The organism is Serratia proteamaculans, assembly GCF_946227095.1.
GTDB classification, from domain to species: Bacteria; Pseudomonadota; Gammaproteobacteria; order Enterobacterales; family Enterobacteriaceae; genus Serratia; species Serratia proteamaculans_E.
Genome location: NZ_CAMISV010000005.1, coordinates 299,771 through 314,406 on the forward strand (window position 1 = coordinate 299,771; position 14,636 = coordinate 314,406).

At 56.9% G+C, this 14,636-nt stretch carries 13 protein-coding genes; 7 read left to right on the forward strand and 6 right to left on the reverse strand.

Features of this window, described 5'->3' with window-relative positions:
- Positions 1-90: 90 nt before the first annotated feature.
- Positions 91-897 carry an alpha/beta hydrolase gene (locus OC597_RS12940; RefSeq protein ID WP_262208964.1) on the forward strand — a complete coding sequence of 269 codons (807 nt, stop codon included), beginning with the start codon at positions 91-93 and terminating at the stop codon, positions 895-897.
- Positions 898-938: 41 nt separating this feature from the next.
- Here the strand turns inward: OC597_RS12940 and OC597_RS12945 are convergent, their stop codons facing one another.
- The 3 genes from OC597_RS12945 to OC597_RS12955 all read right to left on the reverse strand — a co-directional run bounded on the left by OC597_RS12945 (position 939) and on the right by OC597_RS12955 (position 3,487).
- The gene (locus tag OC597_RS12945; RefSeq protein ID WP_112349061.1) at positions 939-1,304 is read right to left on the reverse strand and encodes a cupin domain-containing protein; all 366 of its coding nucleotides are present in this window, start codon (positions 1,302-1,304) and stop codon (positions 939-941) included.
- A 21-nt stretch (positions 1,305-1,325) separates the two neighbouring features.
- Positions 1,326-2,627, reverse strand: a complete 1,302-nt coding sequence (locus OC597_RS12950) for an NAD(P)/FAD-dependent oxidoreductase (protein ID WP_261285537.1) — start codon at positions 2,625-2,627, stop codon at positions 1,326-1,328.
- Positions 2,628-2,728: 101 nt separating this feature from the next.
- Complete coding sequence (locus OC597_RS12955; protein ID WP_261424912.1) at positions 2,729-3,487, reverse strand: helix-turn-helix transcriptional regulator; 759 nt, start codon at positions 3,485-3,487, stop codon at positions 2,729-2,731.
- Positions 3,488-3,752: 265 nt separating this feature from the next.
- Here OC597_RS12955 and OC597_RS12960 point away from each other — a divergent pair, with 265 nt between their 5' ends.
- The gene (locus OC597_RS12960; RefSeq protein ID WP_262208967.1) at positions 3,753-4,880 is read left to right on the forward strand and encodes an iron-containing alcohol dehydrogenase; all 1,128 of its coding nucleotides are present in this window, start codon (positions 3,753-3,755) and stop codon (positions 4,878-4,880) included.
- A gap of 134 nt (positions 4,881-5,014) precedes the next feature.
- On the opposite strand, the gene OC597_RS12965 is transcribed toward OC597_RS12960, so the two are convergent.
- The gene (locus tag OC597_RS12965) at positions 5,015-5,944 is read right to left on the reverse strand and encodes a LysR family transcriptional regulator (RefSeq protein ID WP_262208969.1); all 930 of its coding nucleotides are present in this window, start codon (positions 5,942-5,944) and stop codon (positions 5,015-5,017) included.
- Between the two features lie 259 nt (positions 5,945-6,203).
- Between OC597_RS12965 and aptA the strand changes: the two genes are divergently transcribed.
- The 5 genes from aptA to OC597_RS12990 all read left to right on the forward strand — a co-directional run bounded on the left by aptA (position 6,204) and on the right by OC597_RS12990 (position 12,714).
- Entirely contained in the window at positions 6,204-7,544 is a 1,341-nt protein-coding gene (gene aptA / locus OC597_RS12970; RefSeq protein WP_261463220.1) for an omega-aminotransferase AptA, read from the forward strand.
- Positions 7,545-7,558: 14 nt separating this feature from the next.
- Positions 7,559-9,067: a CoA-acylating methylmalonate-semialdehyde dehydrogenase gene (locus OC597_RS12975; protein WP_262208971.1), complete on the forward strand. Its 1,509-nt coding sequence runs from the start codon at positions 7,559-7,561 to the stop codon at positions 9,065-9,067.
- Positions 9,068-9,070: 3 nt separating this feature from the next.
- Positions 9,071-10,435, forward strand: coding sequence for an APC family permease (locus OC597_RS12980; protein WP_207977968.1), 1,365 nt, complete (start codon positions 9,071-9,073; stop codon positions 10,433-10,435).
- A 2-nt stretch (positions 10,436-10,437) separates the two neighbouring features.
- Positions 10,438-11,547: a DmpA family aminopeptidase gene (locus OC597_RS12985; RefSeq protein ID WP_262208972.1), complete on the forward strand. Its 1,110-nt coding sequence runs from the start codon at positions 10,438-10,440 to the stop codon at positions 11,545-11,547.
- An 81-nt stretch (positions 11,548-11,628) separates the two neighbouring features.
- Positions 11,629-12,714 (forward strand): hypothetical protein, encoded by a 1,086-nt coding sequence (locus OC597_RS12990; protein ID WP_261285530.1) that lies wholly within the window; start codon positions 11,629-11,631, stop codon positions 12,712-12,714.
- A gap of 20 nt (positions 12,715-12,734) precedes the next feature.
- On the opposite strand, the gene OC597_RS12995 is transcribed toward OC597_RS12990, so the two are convergent.
- Together OC597_RS12995 and OC597_RS13000 are read right to left on the reverse strand one after the other, a co-directional pair.
- Positions 12,735-13,985, reverse strand: coding sequence for a phospholipase D-like domain-containing protein (locus OC597_RS12995; protein ID WP_262208975.1), 1,251 nt, complete (start codon positions 13,983-13,985; stop codon positions 12,735-12,737).
- Positions 13,978-14,628 carry a MotA/TolQ/ExbB proton channel family protein gene (locus OC597_RS13000; RefSeq protein WP_112349051.1) on the reverse strand — a complete coding sequence of 217 codons (651 nt, stop codon included), beginning with the start codon at positions 14,626-14,628 and terminating at the stop codon, positions 13,978-13,980. Before OC597_RS13000 ends, OC597_RS12995 begins: the two co-directional genes overlap by 8 nt.
- Between the last annotated feature and the right edge of the window lie 8 nt (positions 14,629-14,636).

Below are 14,636 nucleotides of genomic sequence, written 5' to 3' on the forward strand. Positions count from 1 at the left end.
GGGGCGCAGCACTCAGCGCCCCTGACCATTCCCCGCTTTACCACTACGCTGAATAAGACCTCCGTAATCCCTACCGATGAGAAAAATAATATGTCTGAACAGAAGATTAGCTTTATCAAAGGCAGTCAGGGCGATATCGCGGTCCACGATTGGGGCCATGAGCGGCCACGCTTTCTGGCGCTGCTGGTGCACGGTTATGGCGAGCATCTCGGTCGCTATCAGTATGTGGCGCGAATGTTAGAAGCACAGGGCGCACGGGTGTTCGGCCCTGACCATCTCGGCCATGGGCTGTCACAGGGTGAACGCGTATTAATTGAAGATTATGATGCCGTGGTCGACGACGTTCACTGCGTAGTCGAGCATTTTAAGGTATTGCACCCTGGCATCCCGCTGGTGGTCATCGGCCATTCGATGGGCGGTATGATCGCCACCCGCTACGTTCAGCGTTATGGTGATGACGTGCGCGCGCTGGTGCTCTCCGGCCCGTTGATCGGCGAAAGAACCCAGATCTCCGATCTGCTTGGCCTGCCGAAGATCCCTGATGAACCGCTCGATACCGCCACCCTGTCGCGCGATCCGGCAGTCGGCGTAGCTTATCAGGCCGATCCGCTGGTGTGGCATGGGCCCTTCAAACGCCCGACGTTGCACGCCATGCAGCAGATGCTGGCCAAAATCAACGACGGGTCGGGCTTCGGCGCACTGCCCACGCTGTGGATACACGGTGATGACGACCGGCTGGTGCTGATGGCGCAATCGCAAACCACCATCAACCTGCTGAAGGGCAGTGATTTTGAGGTCATGATTAACCCCGGCGGACGGCATGAGAGTTTTAACGAAACCAACAAGGATCAGATATTGCGGCGGATCGGTGATTTTATTAAGCGGGTGCTGGGATAGCGGATTTCCCCTCTCCCGGCGGAGAGGGGCTGGCGCCGAGATCAACCTTCGACAATCGCCAGATAGTGTTTCACAAAGCGATCGGAGGTGATCTCCCAGCGCACCGGCGTGCCTTTCTCAACAAACCACGAATCCCCAGCCTGGTACTGCACTGATTGACCGGTGTTCTCATCGGTCAGCGTTGCCGTGCCTTCCCACACCGTGGCGTGTTCGGCAAACGGATACTCCATCACAAAGGTGCCACGGGTACAGCTAAAGATGCCGCAGCTCAGATTGTCGGTCGGCTCACCGAAAATGCCCGCCACGCCGACGGTTGGCTCACCGGCGATCACTTTGGCGCCCAGATTACTGACGCTGCCAATCTCCAGCAATTCAGGCAGCGGTTGCTTAAGCAGTAATGGTTTCATTTTTCTCTCCTGTGGTAAGAATTAACGGCGGCCTTTCCAGTAGCCGGATGTCTGGTGCCACACCTTGCCGGCGGTGGTCATCACCCGCCGCAGTTTGTCCTTGCCAAAGATATTGACGTGTGGGATCGAACTCATCAGATCGTAACGATCGGATCCTTCACTCATGCCCTCCGCCAGCACCTTGCAAACGATATGGCTCGGGGTTACGCCAAAGCCGGAATAGCCCTGCACGTAGAACACGTTATCGTGCTGCGGCAAGGTGCCGATCTGTGGGAACAGGTTGGCGCTGCAGCACAGCGGCCCGCCCCAGGCCAGGTCGATCTTGACATCATGCAGATACGGAAACACCTTCAGCATCAGGTGGCGGTTCCAAGCTTTGAGATCTGCCGGAATGTATTCGATCAAGCGGGTGGCGCTGCCAAACAGCAGGCGGTTTTCGTTGGTCACCCGGTAATAGTCGATCACCGGGCGGATGTCGCTGTAGGCCCCACGGATCGGGCTGATCTGGCGGATCAGTTCGTCAGACAGCGGTTCGGTCGCCAGTTGGAAAGCGTAGGTATTGATGGTTTTGTTGTAGATGAACGGCTCCATGCCGTTAAGAAAACCGTTGCACGCCCACAGCATTTTGTTGGCACGTACCGACCCCATGGCGGTACGCACCTTTATGCGCGGGCCATACTCCACGTCGAGTACGCTGCTGTTTTCGAAGATCTTCACACCGTAGCCGCTCAACGCCTGGGCCTCGCCCAGCAACAGGTTGAGCGAATGCACGTGGCCACCGCCCATGTGTTTCAATGCGCAGGTGTAGGCGTCCGATCCCACCACCTGTTTCACCTCGGATCCGGTATAGAGTTCGATCTCTTCGTCCGGCGATACCGCCTTGAATTCCTTCAGCCAGCTGCGCAGGGTTTTCTCCTGCCGCGCGTTGCTGCCCAGGTAGCCATAGCCAAAGCAGAAATCGGCATCGATTTGGTATTTTTTGATGCGTTCGCGAATGATCCCGGCGCCGAGATTACTGATTTTAAAGATGGTTTCCAGCCCGGCCGGGCCAACGTGACGTTTGATCTTTTCCAAATCGTGGCCGATACCGGCCATCACCTGCCCGCCATTACGTCCGGTGCCGCCGTAGCCCAAATGACGGCCTTCCAGAATGGCGATATTGGTGATGCCCTGCTCCGCCAGCTCCAGCGCGGTGTTGATGCCGGAGAAGCCGCCACCAATGATCACCACGTCAACATCCAGATCCTCTTCCAGCGTCGGGAAGCGCAGATCGTACTTTTTGGTTGCCGCGTAATAGGTTAAGGATTCGATATTATTATTCACTGCCGCACTCCCGATGACCCTGGCTCTGTCAGCGGATTATCGGCAAGCGACCCGACGGCCACCATGTCCCCTTAGGGACATTCGCAACAAATAATTAACACTTAGGCGCTGCGACGCAGCGGTGTGGCCAGCAGCAGGCTAAACAATTCGGCCTGTGAGCCGATATCCAGCTTGCTGTAAATGTTTTTGCGGTGGTTTTTCACCGTGCCCAGGCTGATAAACAGCCGGTCGGCGATCTGTTGCGAACCGCAGCCGTCGAGGATCAGATCCACAATCTCTCGCTCCCGAGGAGTCAGCAAATAACGCGCCTGCACGGCACTGTCCGTTACCCGGTCTGGCGTGGCGGGCGCAACCCTTACTTCGCCATGCAGGCGAGCGACGCTTTTCAACAGCGTCAGCGCGTCACTCAGGTCTGCCAGCTGCGGGGAACGCACCCCCACCGACTGGCGCGCCGAGCCAAAAAACACCCCCAACCCGCGTTCCGGCGTCAGCGGCAGCAGCACACCGGCTTCGTCATGCCAGCCGGTCATGCGATAAAAATTACGATAATACTCCGTGTGATAAAAACCGCAGGGGGCCAGTTCGCGCAGGGTCAAGACCTCGCTGCCGCCACCGCCGTTCAGCGCCAGATAAAACGGATCCTGCAGGTAAGCGCCCTGCTGGTAGAGTTGATTTACCGCGTCACTGTTTTCTTTCTCGGTTTTGATCAGACAGCGTGGTGCTTGGCCACGGTCGAAGGCGTAAACAATGGCGTTATCAAAGGCGAAGTAACCTTCCAGCCAGGCCAGCAGGCTGGGATAGAAACGCGGGGTCGCCACTGCGTCGATCACCGCTGATAATCTTTCGACCTGAATATTCATCTCCGCCTCGCCATCATTAATAAATTAACAATCACCCTATTCCGGCTGTGCCCTGGCCTGCTTGTTATAGAAAACACTCAATAGCGCCAAATGCAACAGCACAATTGTTTACATGTTAAACAAATCACACCTTCGCCCGATTATCGCCGTCAGGCTCAGAGACGCTGGGTTAATATATTAATGGATGCATTTAAGGCAGCGAAAAGCAGTGGTTCAGCCGCAGAGGCTGGCTTATTCTGTGGTTTTCGCGTGCCAAGGAGAGACCATGAACCCCAGCCTGACGATCGCTAACCGCCATATCTGGTTCGGCCACGGCAGTATCAGCCAACTGATCCCGCTACTGACCGCCGAACCACAGCCGACGCTGTTGTTTAGCTGCCGCTCATTCCTCAATGGTGCGGTGTTTTCCTCCCTGGCCGATGCCCTGACGCCGCTGCTGATCGGCACGGAGATCGTCAGCCACGAGGCTTCGCCGCAGGAAATCGACGCCTGGGTGGCACGCTGGCGCGGTAAAGCCCAGCGGGTGGTGGCCATCGGCGGTGGCAGCGTGCTGGATGCCGCCAAGGCGTTTGCCGCCCTGGTGGAGCACCCCTTGCCGACCCTGCGCTATATGGAAAAGGTCGGTGATACGAAAATCAGCGGTGCCACCCTGCCGCTGATCGCCATTCCGACCACCGCCGGTACCGGCAGCGAAGTGACTCAGAACGCGGTGATCACCGACACCCACTTCAGTAAGGTGAAAGCCTCGCTGCGCCATAACAACTTTGTGCCGCAGACCGCCATTCTGGACCCGCAACTGCTGGAAGGCGCACCAGACAAGGTTTTGGCCTATTGCGCCATCGATGCTTTTACTCACCTGTTCGAAGCCTATTTGTCTAAAACCGCCAATGCCATGACCCGCGAGATGTCGCTGACCGGTATCCGCCACTTCCTGCTCGCCTGGCCGACGCTCAACCGCAGTGCCCAGGCCCGCGAAGACATTATGCAGGCCTCGTACCTTGGCGGACTGACGTTGAGCACCGCAGGACTGGGGGTGATCCACGGCATTGCTGGTGAGATCGGCGCATTGCGTGATTATCACCACGGCCAGGTTTGCGGCCGCCTGCTGTTGCCGTTCCTCGAACTGCTGGCACAAAGCGAACAACCGCAGCAACGGGCGCTGATGACCGAACTCGCCGCGCGCCTGTTCCCCGAGCAACAGGACAGCCCGGATCGCTATCTGATCGACTTTATTACCCGCAACGCCATCGCCAGCTTCTGGCAGGACGACCTGCCGATTTCTGCCGACGAATTGGCGGTGACGCTGGCAAAATCCAACAGTAAAAACTCGCTGATCGACTACAGCACGCCGCAGCGGCAGCTAATGATCGAAGGCGCTTTCCGCGTCGAATGATTATATAATTAGATCAACGTAATAGCGGGAGATGGGAAATGGGTATCGTCAGTTGGATTTTTACCGGCATCGCCATTGGTATCCTGGTCGGTGTGCTGATCAAGATTTTTGGCAAGAAGAAAGACCAGTAAACATCACGCTGTTCCATGAGTCGCCAGCAGGCATTCGTGGAACAGCTTTACCACTCGCTGTGGGCTGGGTGAACGCCGCAGTACGCTGGAATACTCGCAATGGTAACGGAACAGCGCCGGTTTGATCGCCCGCATCATATTTTGCGCGACAAAAAACGCCGCATAGTGGTCGGGCAGAAAACCCACGTACTTGCCGGAGAGAATTAAGGTGGCGATCGATTCCTGGGCAAAGCCCGTCGCCTTGCGCTGCAAATGCTGCTGTAAACTCAGCTCCATATTCGGCGAGTGATAGCCCAAGCCGGCAAAAGCATAATTGTGCAGGAGATCCCAATTTAGCGAATCATGATTAGCGGAAAATAATTCATGTTGCGCACCGCAATATAAGAACATCCTCTCATTAAATAATGAACTATAAGATAAACTTTCCGCACTGCGGTGCATGGGAATAATACCAATCTGAAATTGGCCGTCAATAACACCACGTTCAATGGTATTTATTGGCTCCACATACATTTGCAAAGATACCTCCGGTGCCCGCTCGCTAAATAAGGCAATAGCCCGACCGATGTGCGCCTGCGGGTTGCTGACGGTATGGTCAAATATCGCCACGTGCAGTTGCCCGCCCAGGCGCTGGTGCACGTCATCTACCCCACGGCGAAATGCCTCAGTGGCCGCCAGCAGCTTGGTGGTTTCCTGGTAAATCAACAGCCCTTCGTCAGTGACCGCAAACCCCTCACGCCCGCGGTGGCAAAGCGTCAGCCCCAAGCGTTGCTCCAGATCCTTGATATGTTTGCTAATGGTCGACAGGCTGATATTCAGCTCCAGCTCGGCCGCACTCATACCGCCGCAGTCGACAACGGCCTTAAATACCCGCAGCAACCGCAGGTCCATATCCGACAACTGTCCCAAAATTGCGCGCTTTTTTACTTGCATAAAACCTTAAGTAAGTTTCGATATATGATTATTCACATTAGTGAAGAAGCGGAACATAGTCAATTTCAGAAAACAATTCATTAACACGCTTATTTATACCCTATAGCTTTTAAGTTACGGCTAGGCGACCAGCTCGCTCATCCCCAGGCGCTTACTCAAGTAAGTAACTGGGGTGAGCGAGTGCAGATAACAACACTGTAACTTAAAAGATGACGGGTATATTTAATTAACCGTACCTATTCTCCCCCCGGAGGGAAAAATGGCTGAATTAAATCACCCTGAAAATAAACCCGAACGTGAATGGTTAGAAGCTCATTGGATGCCGTTTACCGGTAATCGTAATTTTAAAGCCAACCCGAGAATGATAAGCCACGCTGAAGGCGTTTATTATACCAGCCAGGACGGACGCAAAATTTTTGACGGTTTATCCGGGTTATGGTGCTGCGGCTTGGGCCATGGCCGCACGGAAATAGCGGAAGCGGCTTATCGACAACTTTCTCAATTGGATTATTCCCCGGCGTTTCAGTTTGGCCATGCATTGTCTTTTGAACTGGCGAATAAAATTAAGGCCATGACCCCGGCCGGGTTGGACTATGTGTTTTTCACCGGCTCCGGCTCCGAAGCGGCGGACACCTCATTAAAAATGGCGCGTGCCTACTGGCGGGCCAAAGGCCAGGCGGGAAAAACCTGCTTTATCGGGCGCGAAAAGGGCTACCACGGGGTTAACTTTGGCGGCATCGCGGTGGGCGGTATCGCCGGAAACCGTAAAGCCTTTGGCGCCAGTGCCGAAGCAGACCATCTGCCCCATACCCTGCTGGCGGGTAACGCCTTTTCACGCGGTATGCCGGAACAGGGTGCGGAACTGGCGGAGGAGCTGAACCGGATCATCACCCTGCGTGATGCCTCGACCATTGCCGCCGTGATTATCGAACCCTTCTCCGGCTCCGCCGGGGTGATCGTACCGCCGGTCGGCTACTTGCAACGCATCCGCGAGATCTGTACTCAACACAATATCCTGCTGATCTTTGACGAAGTGATCACCGCCTTCGGCCGCTGCGGTGCCCTGACCGGTGCCGAAGCCTTTGGCGTCACGCCAGACATGATGAATATCGCCAAACAGGTCACCAACGGCGCACAACCGATGGGTGCGGTGGTGGTGCGGCCAGAAATTTACCAGGCCTTTATGGCCACCGATGAACCCGAGTATTTGCTCGAATTCCCGCACGGCTACACCTATTCCGCCCATCCGGTCAGTTGTGCGGTCGGGCTGGCAACGCTGGATATCATTGAGCGCGAGCAGATGATCGAACGGGTGCAGGTACTGACCCCCTATTTTGAGCAGGCGGTGCACGGTTTGCAGGGCTGCCGTCACGTGACCGACATTCGCAACTTTGGTCTGGCGGCCGGTATCACGCTGGCGGCACGGCCAGGAGAAGCGGCGCGCAGGCCGTATGAGGTGGCGATGCGCTGCTGGGAAAAAGGATTTTATGTCCGCTACGGTGGCGACACCCTGCAACTGGCCCCGCCGTTTATCAGCAGCGAGGCGCAGATCGATTCGTTGATCAACGCCCTGGGCGACGCCATCAACGCAACCGAATAACAGGAGCGAATACCATGCCCATTGCACATTGGATCAACGGTCAGTCCGCCACTGGCGGCAGCCGCAGCCAGCCGGTATTCGATCCGGCGACCGGGTTGTCGCAACAGCAGGTGTTGCTGGCCGACCCTGCCACGGTAGCAAGCGCCATCGACGCTGCCGAACGGGCCTATCCGGCCTGGCGCGATACCCCGCCGCTGAAGCGGGCCAGGATCATGATTCGTCTTAAAGCCCTGCTGGAGCAGCACGCTGATCACATCTGTCAGTTGATTACCGCCGAACACGGCAAGGTGCTCAGCGATGCCATGGGCGAATTGCAGCGCGGTATCGAAAATATTGAGTACGCCAGCTATGCGCCGGAGCTGCTGAAAGGCGAGCACAGCAAGGATGCCGGGCCGGGTATCGACTGCTGGAGTGAGTTCCAGCCGCTGGGGGTGGTGGCAGGCATCACGCCGTTTAACTTCCCGGCGATGGTGCCGTTATGGATGTGGCCGATGGCGGTCGTTTGCGGCAATACCTTTGTGCTGAAACCCTCCGAACGCGTCCCCTCCTCCACGCTGTACATTGCTCAACTGGCGTCAGAGGCCGGGCTGCCACCCGGGGTGCTGAACCTGGTTAACGGTGACCGCGAGGCGGTAGAAACCCTGCTGCACGATCCACGGGTTAAAGCCGTGAGCTTTGTCGGCTCAACGCCGGTGGCAGAGCATATCTATCACACCGGCTGCGGCCAGAACAAACGGGTGCAGGCCTTGGGCGGGGCGAAAAACCACGCCGTAGTGCTGCCGGACGCCGACATCGCCGGTAGCGTCAGCGCGCTGATGGGGGCAGCCTTCGGTTCCTGCGGACAGCGCTGTATGGCAATCCCGCTGGTGGTGGCGGTGGGCAACGACACCGCCGACGCGCTGATCGCCGGGCTACGGCAGCAAATGGCCAATATGCGAGTGGGTGCCGGTAGCGACAACCGCAACGACATGGGGCCGCTGGTCACTCACGATCATTTTCAGAAGGTGAAAGGCTATATCGATCAGGGCGTTGACGAAGGTGCCAGCCTGGTGGTCGACGGCCGTGAGTTGGCGGTACGGGATGACAACGGGCAAATCAGCCAGGGGTACTTCATCGGCCCGACGCTGTTTGACCACGTACAACCCGGCATGCGGATTTATCAGGAAGAGATCTTCGGCCCAGTGCTGGGCGTGGTGCGGGTAGCGTCGCTGAAGGAGGCGATGGCAATGATTGATGCCCATGAATACGGCAACGGCACCTGCCTGTTCACCCGCGACGGCGAGGCGGCACGCTACTTTTCCAGCCATATTCAGGTCGGCATGGTGGGGATTAACGTCGCCCTGCCGGTCCCGGTGGCCTACCACTCCTTTGGCGGCTGGAAGCGCTCGCTGTTTGGCGACCTGCACGCCTACGGCCCGGATGCCGTCCGGTTTTACACCAAACGTAAAACCATCACCCAGCGCTGGCCCTCATCCAGCGATGCCCAATATGCCAGCTTCAGTTTCCCATCCGGGCAGGGTTAAGCCATGACAGAACACAAATTCAAAGGCAATCTCAGCGTCCTCGACGTGGTGATGATTACCGCCTCCGGCGTCACGCCGGCCAGTTCGATCTTCGTTATCGCCCCGCTGGCCATCGCCAGCGCCGGCAGTGGCGCCTTTATCTCGTTTCTGATCGCCGCCTTTATCGCCGCCACCATCGCTTTATGCTACGCCGAATTGGGGGCCGCGCACCCCAGCGCCGGGGGCGAATACAGCATCATCAAACGGCTGTTCGGCACCCTGTGCGGGTTGCAGACCTACCTGTTTATCCTCAGCGCCGCGCTGTTTGTGCCGGCAGTTTTAGCCACCGGTGCGGTGCCCTACTTAAATACTGCCCTGGGCACTCAGTTCGACGCCTCCACCGCCGGTATGGTCACCATTTTGATCGGCGGTGCCTGCGCTATCTTCAACATCAAGGCCAACGCGCTGTTGACCGGCACCTTCCTGGTGGTAGAGGTCGCGGTATTGGGCCTCATCGCCTGGCTGGGGTTCAGCAACCCGCACCAGAGCGCGGAGATACTCACCTCGCCGGTGATGCTCAACCCCGAAGGGCTGCTGGCCCCGGTTTCCGTCCCTTTGATTGTCGCCATGGTCGGCGTGGCGCTGTTTTCCTATAACGGCTACGGCGCGGCGGTGTATATGGCGGAAGACATGCGTGAGCAAGGTAAACCCATGGCCACCGCCATCATGCTGACGCTGGTGATTGTGGTGCTGGTCGAGCTGTTGCCCTTCACCGCGCTGCTGATCGGTGCGCCGTCTTTGGTTGAAATGGCCAAGCAGGCCGACCCGGTCGGTTACGTGGTCAGCCAACTGGGCGGGCCGACACTGGCACGGGTGGTCAGCGGCGCGATTTACCTGTCGGTATTCAACGCCATTATCGCCATCGTGGCGCAGTTCAGCCGAATGATGTTCTCCAGCGGACGTGACGGTTTCTGGCTGCCGCAGGTGAACCGCGCGCTGAAAAAAATTCACCCGCGCTTCGGCACGCCGTGGATCGCCACCCTACTGTTCGGCATCCCCTCGGCGCTGCTGGCCTTCTGCTCCAACCTTGGCGACCTGACCTCCTTTACCGTGATCCTGCTGCTGCTGGTGTACATCATCATGGCCATCGCCGCGCTGATCAGTCGCCGCCGTGTGCACTTCCACCATCCGTATCTGATGCCATTGTGGCCGTTGCCGGTGGCGATCGCACTGATCGGCTGTCTGTACGTGTTGTGGACAATTTTGATCGCCAGCAGCCTGAAAGACTTTATTATCATTGCCGGCATCTTCTGTTTTGGTCTGGTGCTGAGCTACCTGCGTAACCGGCAGGCCATCCCGCTCGTTGAACCCTCAGTTGAAGGAGAATAACCATGTCGCAGCGCGCTCAGGATTTGGGCATTAAAATCGGCCACGGCATTGCCGGCCCGCTGAACGCCATCACCGACGTGCCCGGCGTCCGGGTGGGTCATGCCAGCATCCATGCCGATCTGGCCGATGGCCGCAGCGTGCGTACCGGCGTCACGGTGGTTGAACCGCGTGCCGGTCAGGCCCGGCAGTCTCCCTGCTTTGCCGGGGTGCACGTGCTCAACGGCAACGGCGACGCCACCGGGCTGGAGTGGATCCGCGAAGCCGGCCTGCTCACCAGCCCCATAGCCTTTACCAACACCCACAGCGTCGGCGTGGTGCGCGACGCTTTGATCGCCCTGGAACGCGAGGCGCTGCCCGCCGACGATAAGGCGCTGTACTGGAACATGCCGGTGGTGATGGAAACCTTCGACGGCCTGCTCAACGACATCAACGGCTTTCACATCAAGCCCGAGCATGTACGACAGGCGTTGCAAGCAGCGCATAACGGCTTGCCACAGGAAGGGGCGGTCGGCGGGGGCAGCGGCATGATCTGCCATGAATTCAAGGGGGGCAGCGGCACCGCCTCCCGCCGCCTGCCTGCCGATCGCGGCGGTTGGACGGTCGGCGCCATCGTGCAGGCCAACCACGGCAAACGTGCCTCGCTGCTGGTCGGTGGCTACCCGGTGGGCCGTCATCTGGGGCATATTCATTCGCCATTCACCCCGCAGCTGCCGCATCCAGGCATGGGGTCGATCGTCGTCACCCTGGCCACCGACGCGCCGCTATTGCCGCACCAATGCACCCGCCTGGCCCAACGTGCCAGCATCGGTATCGCCCGCACCGGCGGTGGCACCGAGGATTCGAGCGGCGATATTTTTATCGCCTTCGCCACCGGCAACGACGGGCTACCGCCTGCCGATTACGCCAACAAAGGGGCCTTCACCACCCCGTTACAGATGGTGAATAACGACTACATCTCCGAGCTGTTTGCGGCGGCGGCCGAGGCAGTGGAAGAGGCGATTATCAATGCCCTATTGGCAGCCAATACCATTTCCGGTAACGGCCATCGGGCAGAAGGGTTAAGCGCGGAGCAGTTGTTGACCGCGCTGGAACAAGCCGGCTGGCGGACATAACCTCAAAGTCTGCTCTTGTTATGAGGGCAGACTAAAAAATGCTACTCTGGGCGGCGTCCATTTTTTATTCTCAAGGAATTAATGATGAGCCGCCACTCGCTCAAATCTCTTTTAAATAAAATCCCACCAGGAAAACGACGCACCCAATTTGTAATAATTATTTTATTAGCCTTCTTGGCGTTATTTTTATACAACAAAAACTATATTGTTTATGCCATTATCCTGTGTTTGTTTTTGGCATTACCGACGATGTTTTTACTTAGAACGGCGACCCTTCTCCCCACAATAAAATCCAGATTAATCAGGCGGTACTGGCGATTGGTGGTCAATACAAGAAAATTTTACAAACTGTCTATTTTCACCGAATTTCTGCTTTATCTCGCGACTCTCCTCATTATCCTGCATATTCCCTACGTTTTATTTATCGATGTACATAGCCTGCTGTTGATGCAGTTCAGCGTCGGAATTTATGCGCTCGCCGCCCTGTTGGATTTAAAATCCAGGTGCGAATGGATGATAAAAAAAACCTGGGCAAGATTGGCCGGTAAAGTGTTGCTGGCCGGTGTTGGAACATTGGCATTTTACATCTCATCTGCAATGTCAAAGAGTTGGCTGACGGAACTCACACACAGCAGCTCGCGTTTTTACCCGGAAATGACCAATATTTTGGCGACCCTCTATGCACCAATCGCTTATTTGAGCATCATCCTGCTGTTCGTTATAACAATGGCGATGATCGAATGGTTAGCCATCATCATTCCAATGGGCTTCATCATGCCGTTACAGATACTCGCACCGAAATTAATTAATCGCATGACGCAGCGTCTTATCACCGGTAAAAAACGTCTTTCTTCCGATGAGGACAAGCAGCTGGAAGTGAAAAAACTCATTATTCTGCCGCGTATAGCCGCTCCATTAATACTGGCGTCTTTGATGGTCGCAGGCATGCACAGTACTTTTAACATCAGTTCACCGACAGTCAGTCTTATAGCAAAGAAATTCCTTGTTGAGCTTCATTATCATGCCAACTATCAATGCGCTAATCTGCCGCCAGAAGCGACTGTCGCTGAACTGGAAAAAGGGAGGGTCTCCGTTGCCTATTTTGGCGAGAACAACATTTCCTTCAAAGAATACAGATGTGAAATGTCACCCAATGATAAGCATTGACCACCACTCTATTTTCGCTATCAGGATTCGCCGCCCGGTTTAGGGGTCGGGTAGTCATAATCCAGCTTGATCGGTTCGGCGTAAACGCTGTCCCACAGCTGGCTGTAAAGCTTATCCACCCGCTGGCTCATCGCCGGGCTGTGCAGCACCAGTTCCAGATTGCGCGAGTTATCCAGATAACCGCCGGTCCAGTTGCTGGTGCCGATCCACGCCGTTTCGCCGTCGATGGTCATCATTTTGCTGTGGATCACCCGGGCGAACGGGATAAAGCCACTGCTGGCCGGAGGAATAGTGACAATCTTTATCTGCACATTCGGCACCACCGCCAGGCTTTTCAGCCAGGCAATATCCGGCTTTTTGGTGTTCCAGTTGGCCACCATCAGCTCGATCTTCACGCCGCGTGCGGCGGCACTGCGCAGGGCATTGTCGATCACCGCGTAATAAGGTCGGCTGTGTTCCGGACCATAAGACAGTGGCGCATAGTCCATCACCTGCACCCGCACGCGTTGTTTGGCGGTTGCCAACAGACGCGGCAACTCCACCTGTGAGTCAATCACCCCCGCCGGATTATAGGCGCGTGGACTGGCGACCAAATAATTACCCTGCGGCGTTTCGGTCTTTGGCTGGTAAGGCAGTTGTGGTACCGGTTTATCCGCCGCCAACAGAGCCTGCGCTTGCCAGTCCTGCTCGAAGATTGCCTGGATCTGCCCGACTACCCCGGCATCGCTGATGCGCAGCCCGGTTTCATGGATATGCGCCAACGCACGCCAGTCAAAGTTCTGGCTGCCGACAAACGCCTGCTTACCGTCCACCAGCAGATATTTGGCATGCAAAATCCCGCCGCTCAGCCGCTGGTAAGGAATAATGCGCAGTTCCAGATTAGGGATCGCTTTTAGCTGTTCCAGCGTCTCAGGGGTAGAGATGCGGATGCCCTTTTCTTCCATCAGAAAACGGATTTTCACCCCGCGCTCGCCCGCCGCTTTCAGGTGTTGCAGCACGCCGTCCAGCAGCGAACCCTGTTGATTCGCCACGTAGAACTGGCCCAGATCGATGCGGGTTTTCGCCGCATCGAACATCTGCTGCCACACTTCGGCGGTGTTGCGCAGGTCATCCGCCTGCAACGCGGTTTCCACCGGCGCGGTATACACCAACTCATAGCCGGGAATATCAAAACGCGCCGCCGCACTCTGGCTCAACATCAACAGACAGCTACCCCATAACGCAGTGTAAAGGCGGCCCAGCGGCCGCCGTGGTTGATGGCCATTAGGCATAGCGCGGTGCCTCACTGTCAACCCATTGCTCGCGGTTGCCGTTTTCCGGGCGGCTGGTTGGCGCACCGGCACGGATCAGCAGCACCTTCAGCAGTTCGTTAATCCGCTCCATGCGGCTTTGCAGATAGTTGTTACCCACCAGGCACAGCAACGCAATGGCGATACCCAACCCGGTGGCGTACAACGCGGTGCCCATACCGGCAGAGACCAGGCTCGGCTCGGAGACCCCGGAGGCGGCCAGCGCCTTAAAGGTTTCGATAATCCCCATCACCGTACCCAACAACCCCAATAGCGGCGCAGCGGTCACGATGGTTTCCAGCAGCCACAGGCCACGCGCCATCAACGGTTTACTCAGCAAGTACTGGGCGTCGATCAGATCGCCGATCGCTTCGCGGTCACCAGCGCGGTGTTTTTGCTCCAGCACCGGTGAGATCACCGCCAGCGGCAGGCTGTTGCGTTGGGTCAGCTCATCCGGCAGATCGGCGGTACGGCGCACGTCCAGCGTCAGCGCCTGCTCCAGTTTGCGAGCCTGACGTTGGGTGTAAGCGAAATACAGTGCGCGTTCGATAATGATCACCAGGGCTATCGCCAGCGCGGCGTACATCACGTAGAAAATAATGTCGTGCAACAGATTGGCATTCATCATTCAAT

What these genes read in the sequence shown, in the direction of transcription:
- OC597_RS12940 (WP_262208964.1), top strand. Translation starts at nt 91, where the DNA reads ATGTCTGAACAGAAGATTAGCTTTATCAAAGGCAGTCAGGGCGATATC.
- OC597_RS12945 (WP_112349061.1), bottom strand. Translation starts at nt 1,304, where the DNA reads ATGAAACCATTACTGCTTAAGCAACCGCTGCCTGAATTGCTGGAGATT.
- OC597_RS12955 (WP_261424912.1), bottom strand. Translation starts at nt 3,487, where the DNA reads ATGAATATTCAGGTCGAAAGATTATCAGCGGTGATCGACGCAGTGGCG.
- OC597_RS12960 (WP_262208967.1), top strand. Translation starts at nt 3,753, where the DNA reads ATGAACCCCAGCCTGACGATCGCTAACCGCCATATCTGGTTCGGCCAC.
- OC597_RS12965 (WP_262208969.1), bottom strand. Translation starts at nt 5,944, where the DNA reads ATGCAAGTAAAAAAGCGCGCAATTTTGGGACAGTTGTCGGATATGGAC.
- aptA (WP_261463220.1), top strand. Translation starts at nt 6,204, where the DNA reads ATGGCTGAATTAAATCACCCTGAAAATAAACCCGAACGTGAATGGTTA.
- OC597_RS12975 (WP_262208971.1), top strand. Translation starts at nt 7,559, where the DNA reads ATGCCCATTGCACATTGGATCAACGGTCAGTCCGCCACTGGCGGCAGC.
- OC597_RS12980 (WP_207977968.1), top strand. Translation starts at nt 9,071, where the DNA reads ATGACAGAACACAAATTCAAAGGCAATCTCAGCGTCCTCGACGTGGTG.
- OC597_RS12985 (WP_262208972.1), top strand. Translation starts at nt 10,438, where the DNA reads ATGTCGCAGCGCGCTCAGGATTTGGGCATTAAAATCGGCCACGGCATT.
- OC597_RS12990 (WP_261285530.1), top strand. Translation starts at nt 11,629, where the DNA reads ATGATGAGCCGCCACTCGCTCAAATCTCTTTTAAATAAAATCCCACCA.
- OC597_RS12995 (WP_262208975.1), bottom strand. Translation starts at nt 13,985, where the DNA reads ATGCCTAATGGCCATCAACCACGGCGGCCGCTGGGCCGCCTTTACACT.
- OC597_RS13000 (WP_112349051.1), bottom strand. Translation starts at nt 14,628, where the DNA reads ATGAATGCCAATCTGTTGCACGACATTATTTTCTACGTGATGTACGCC.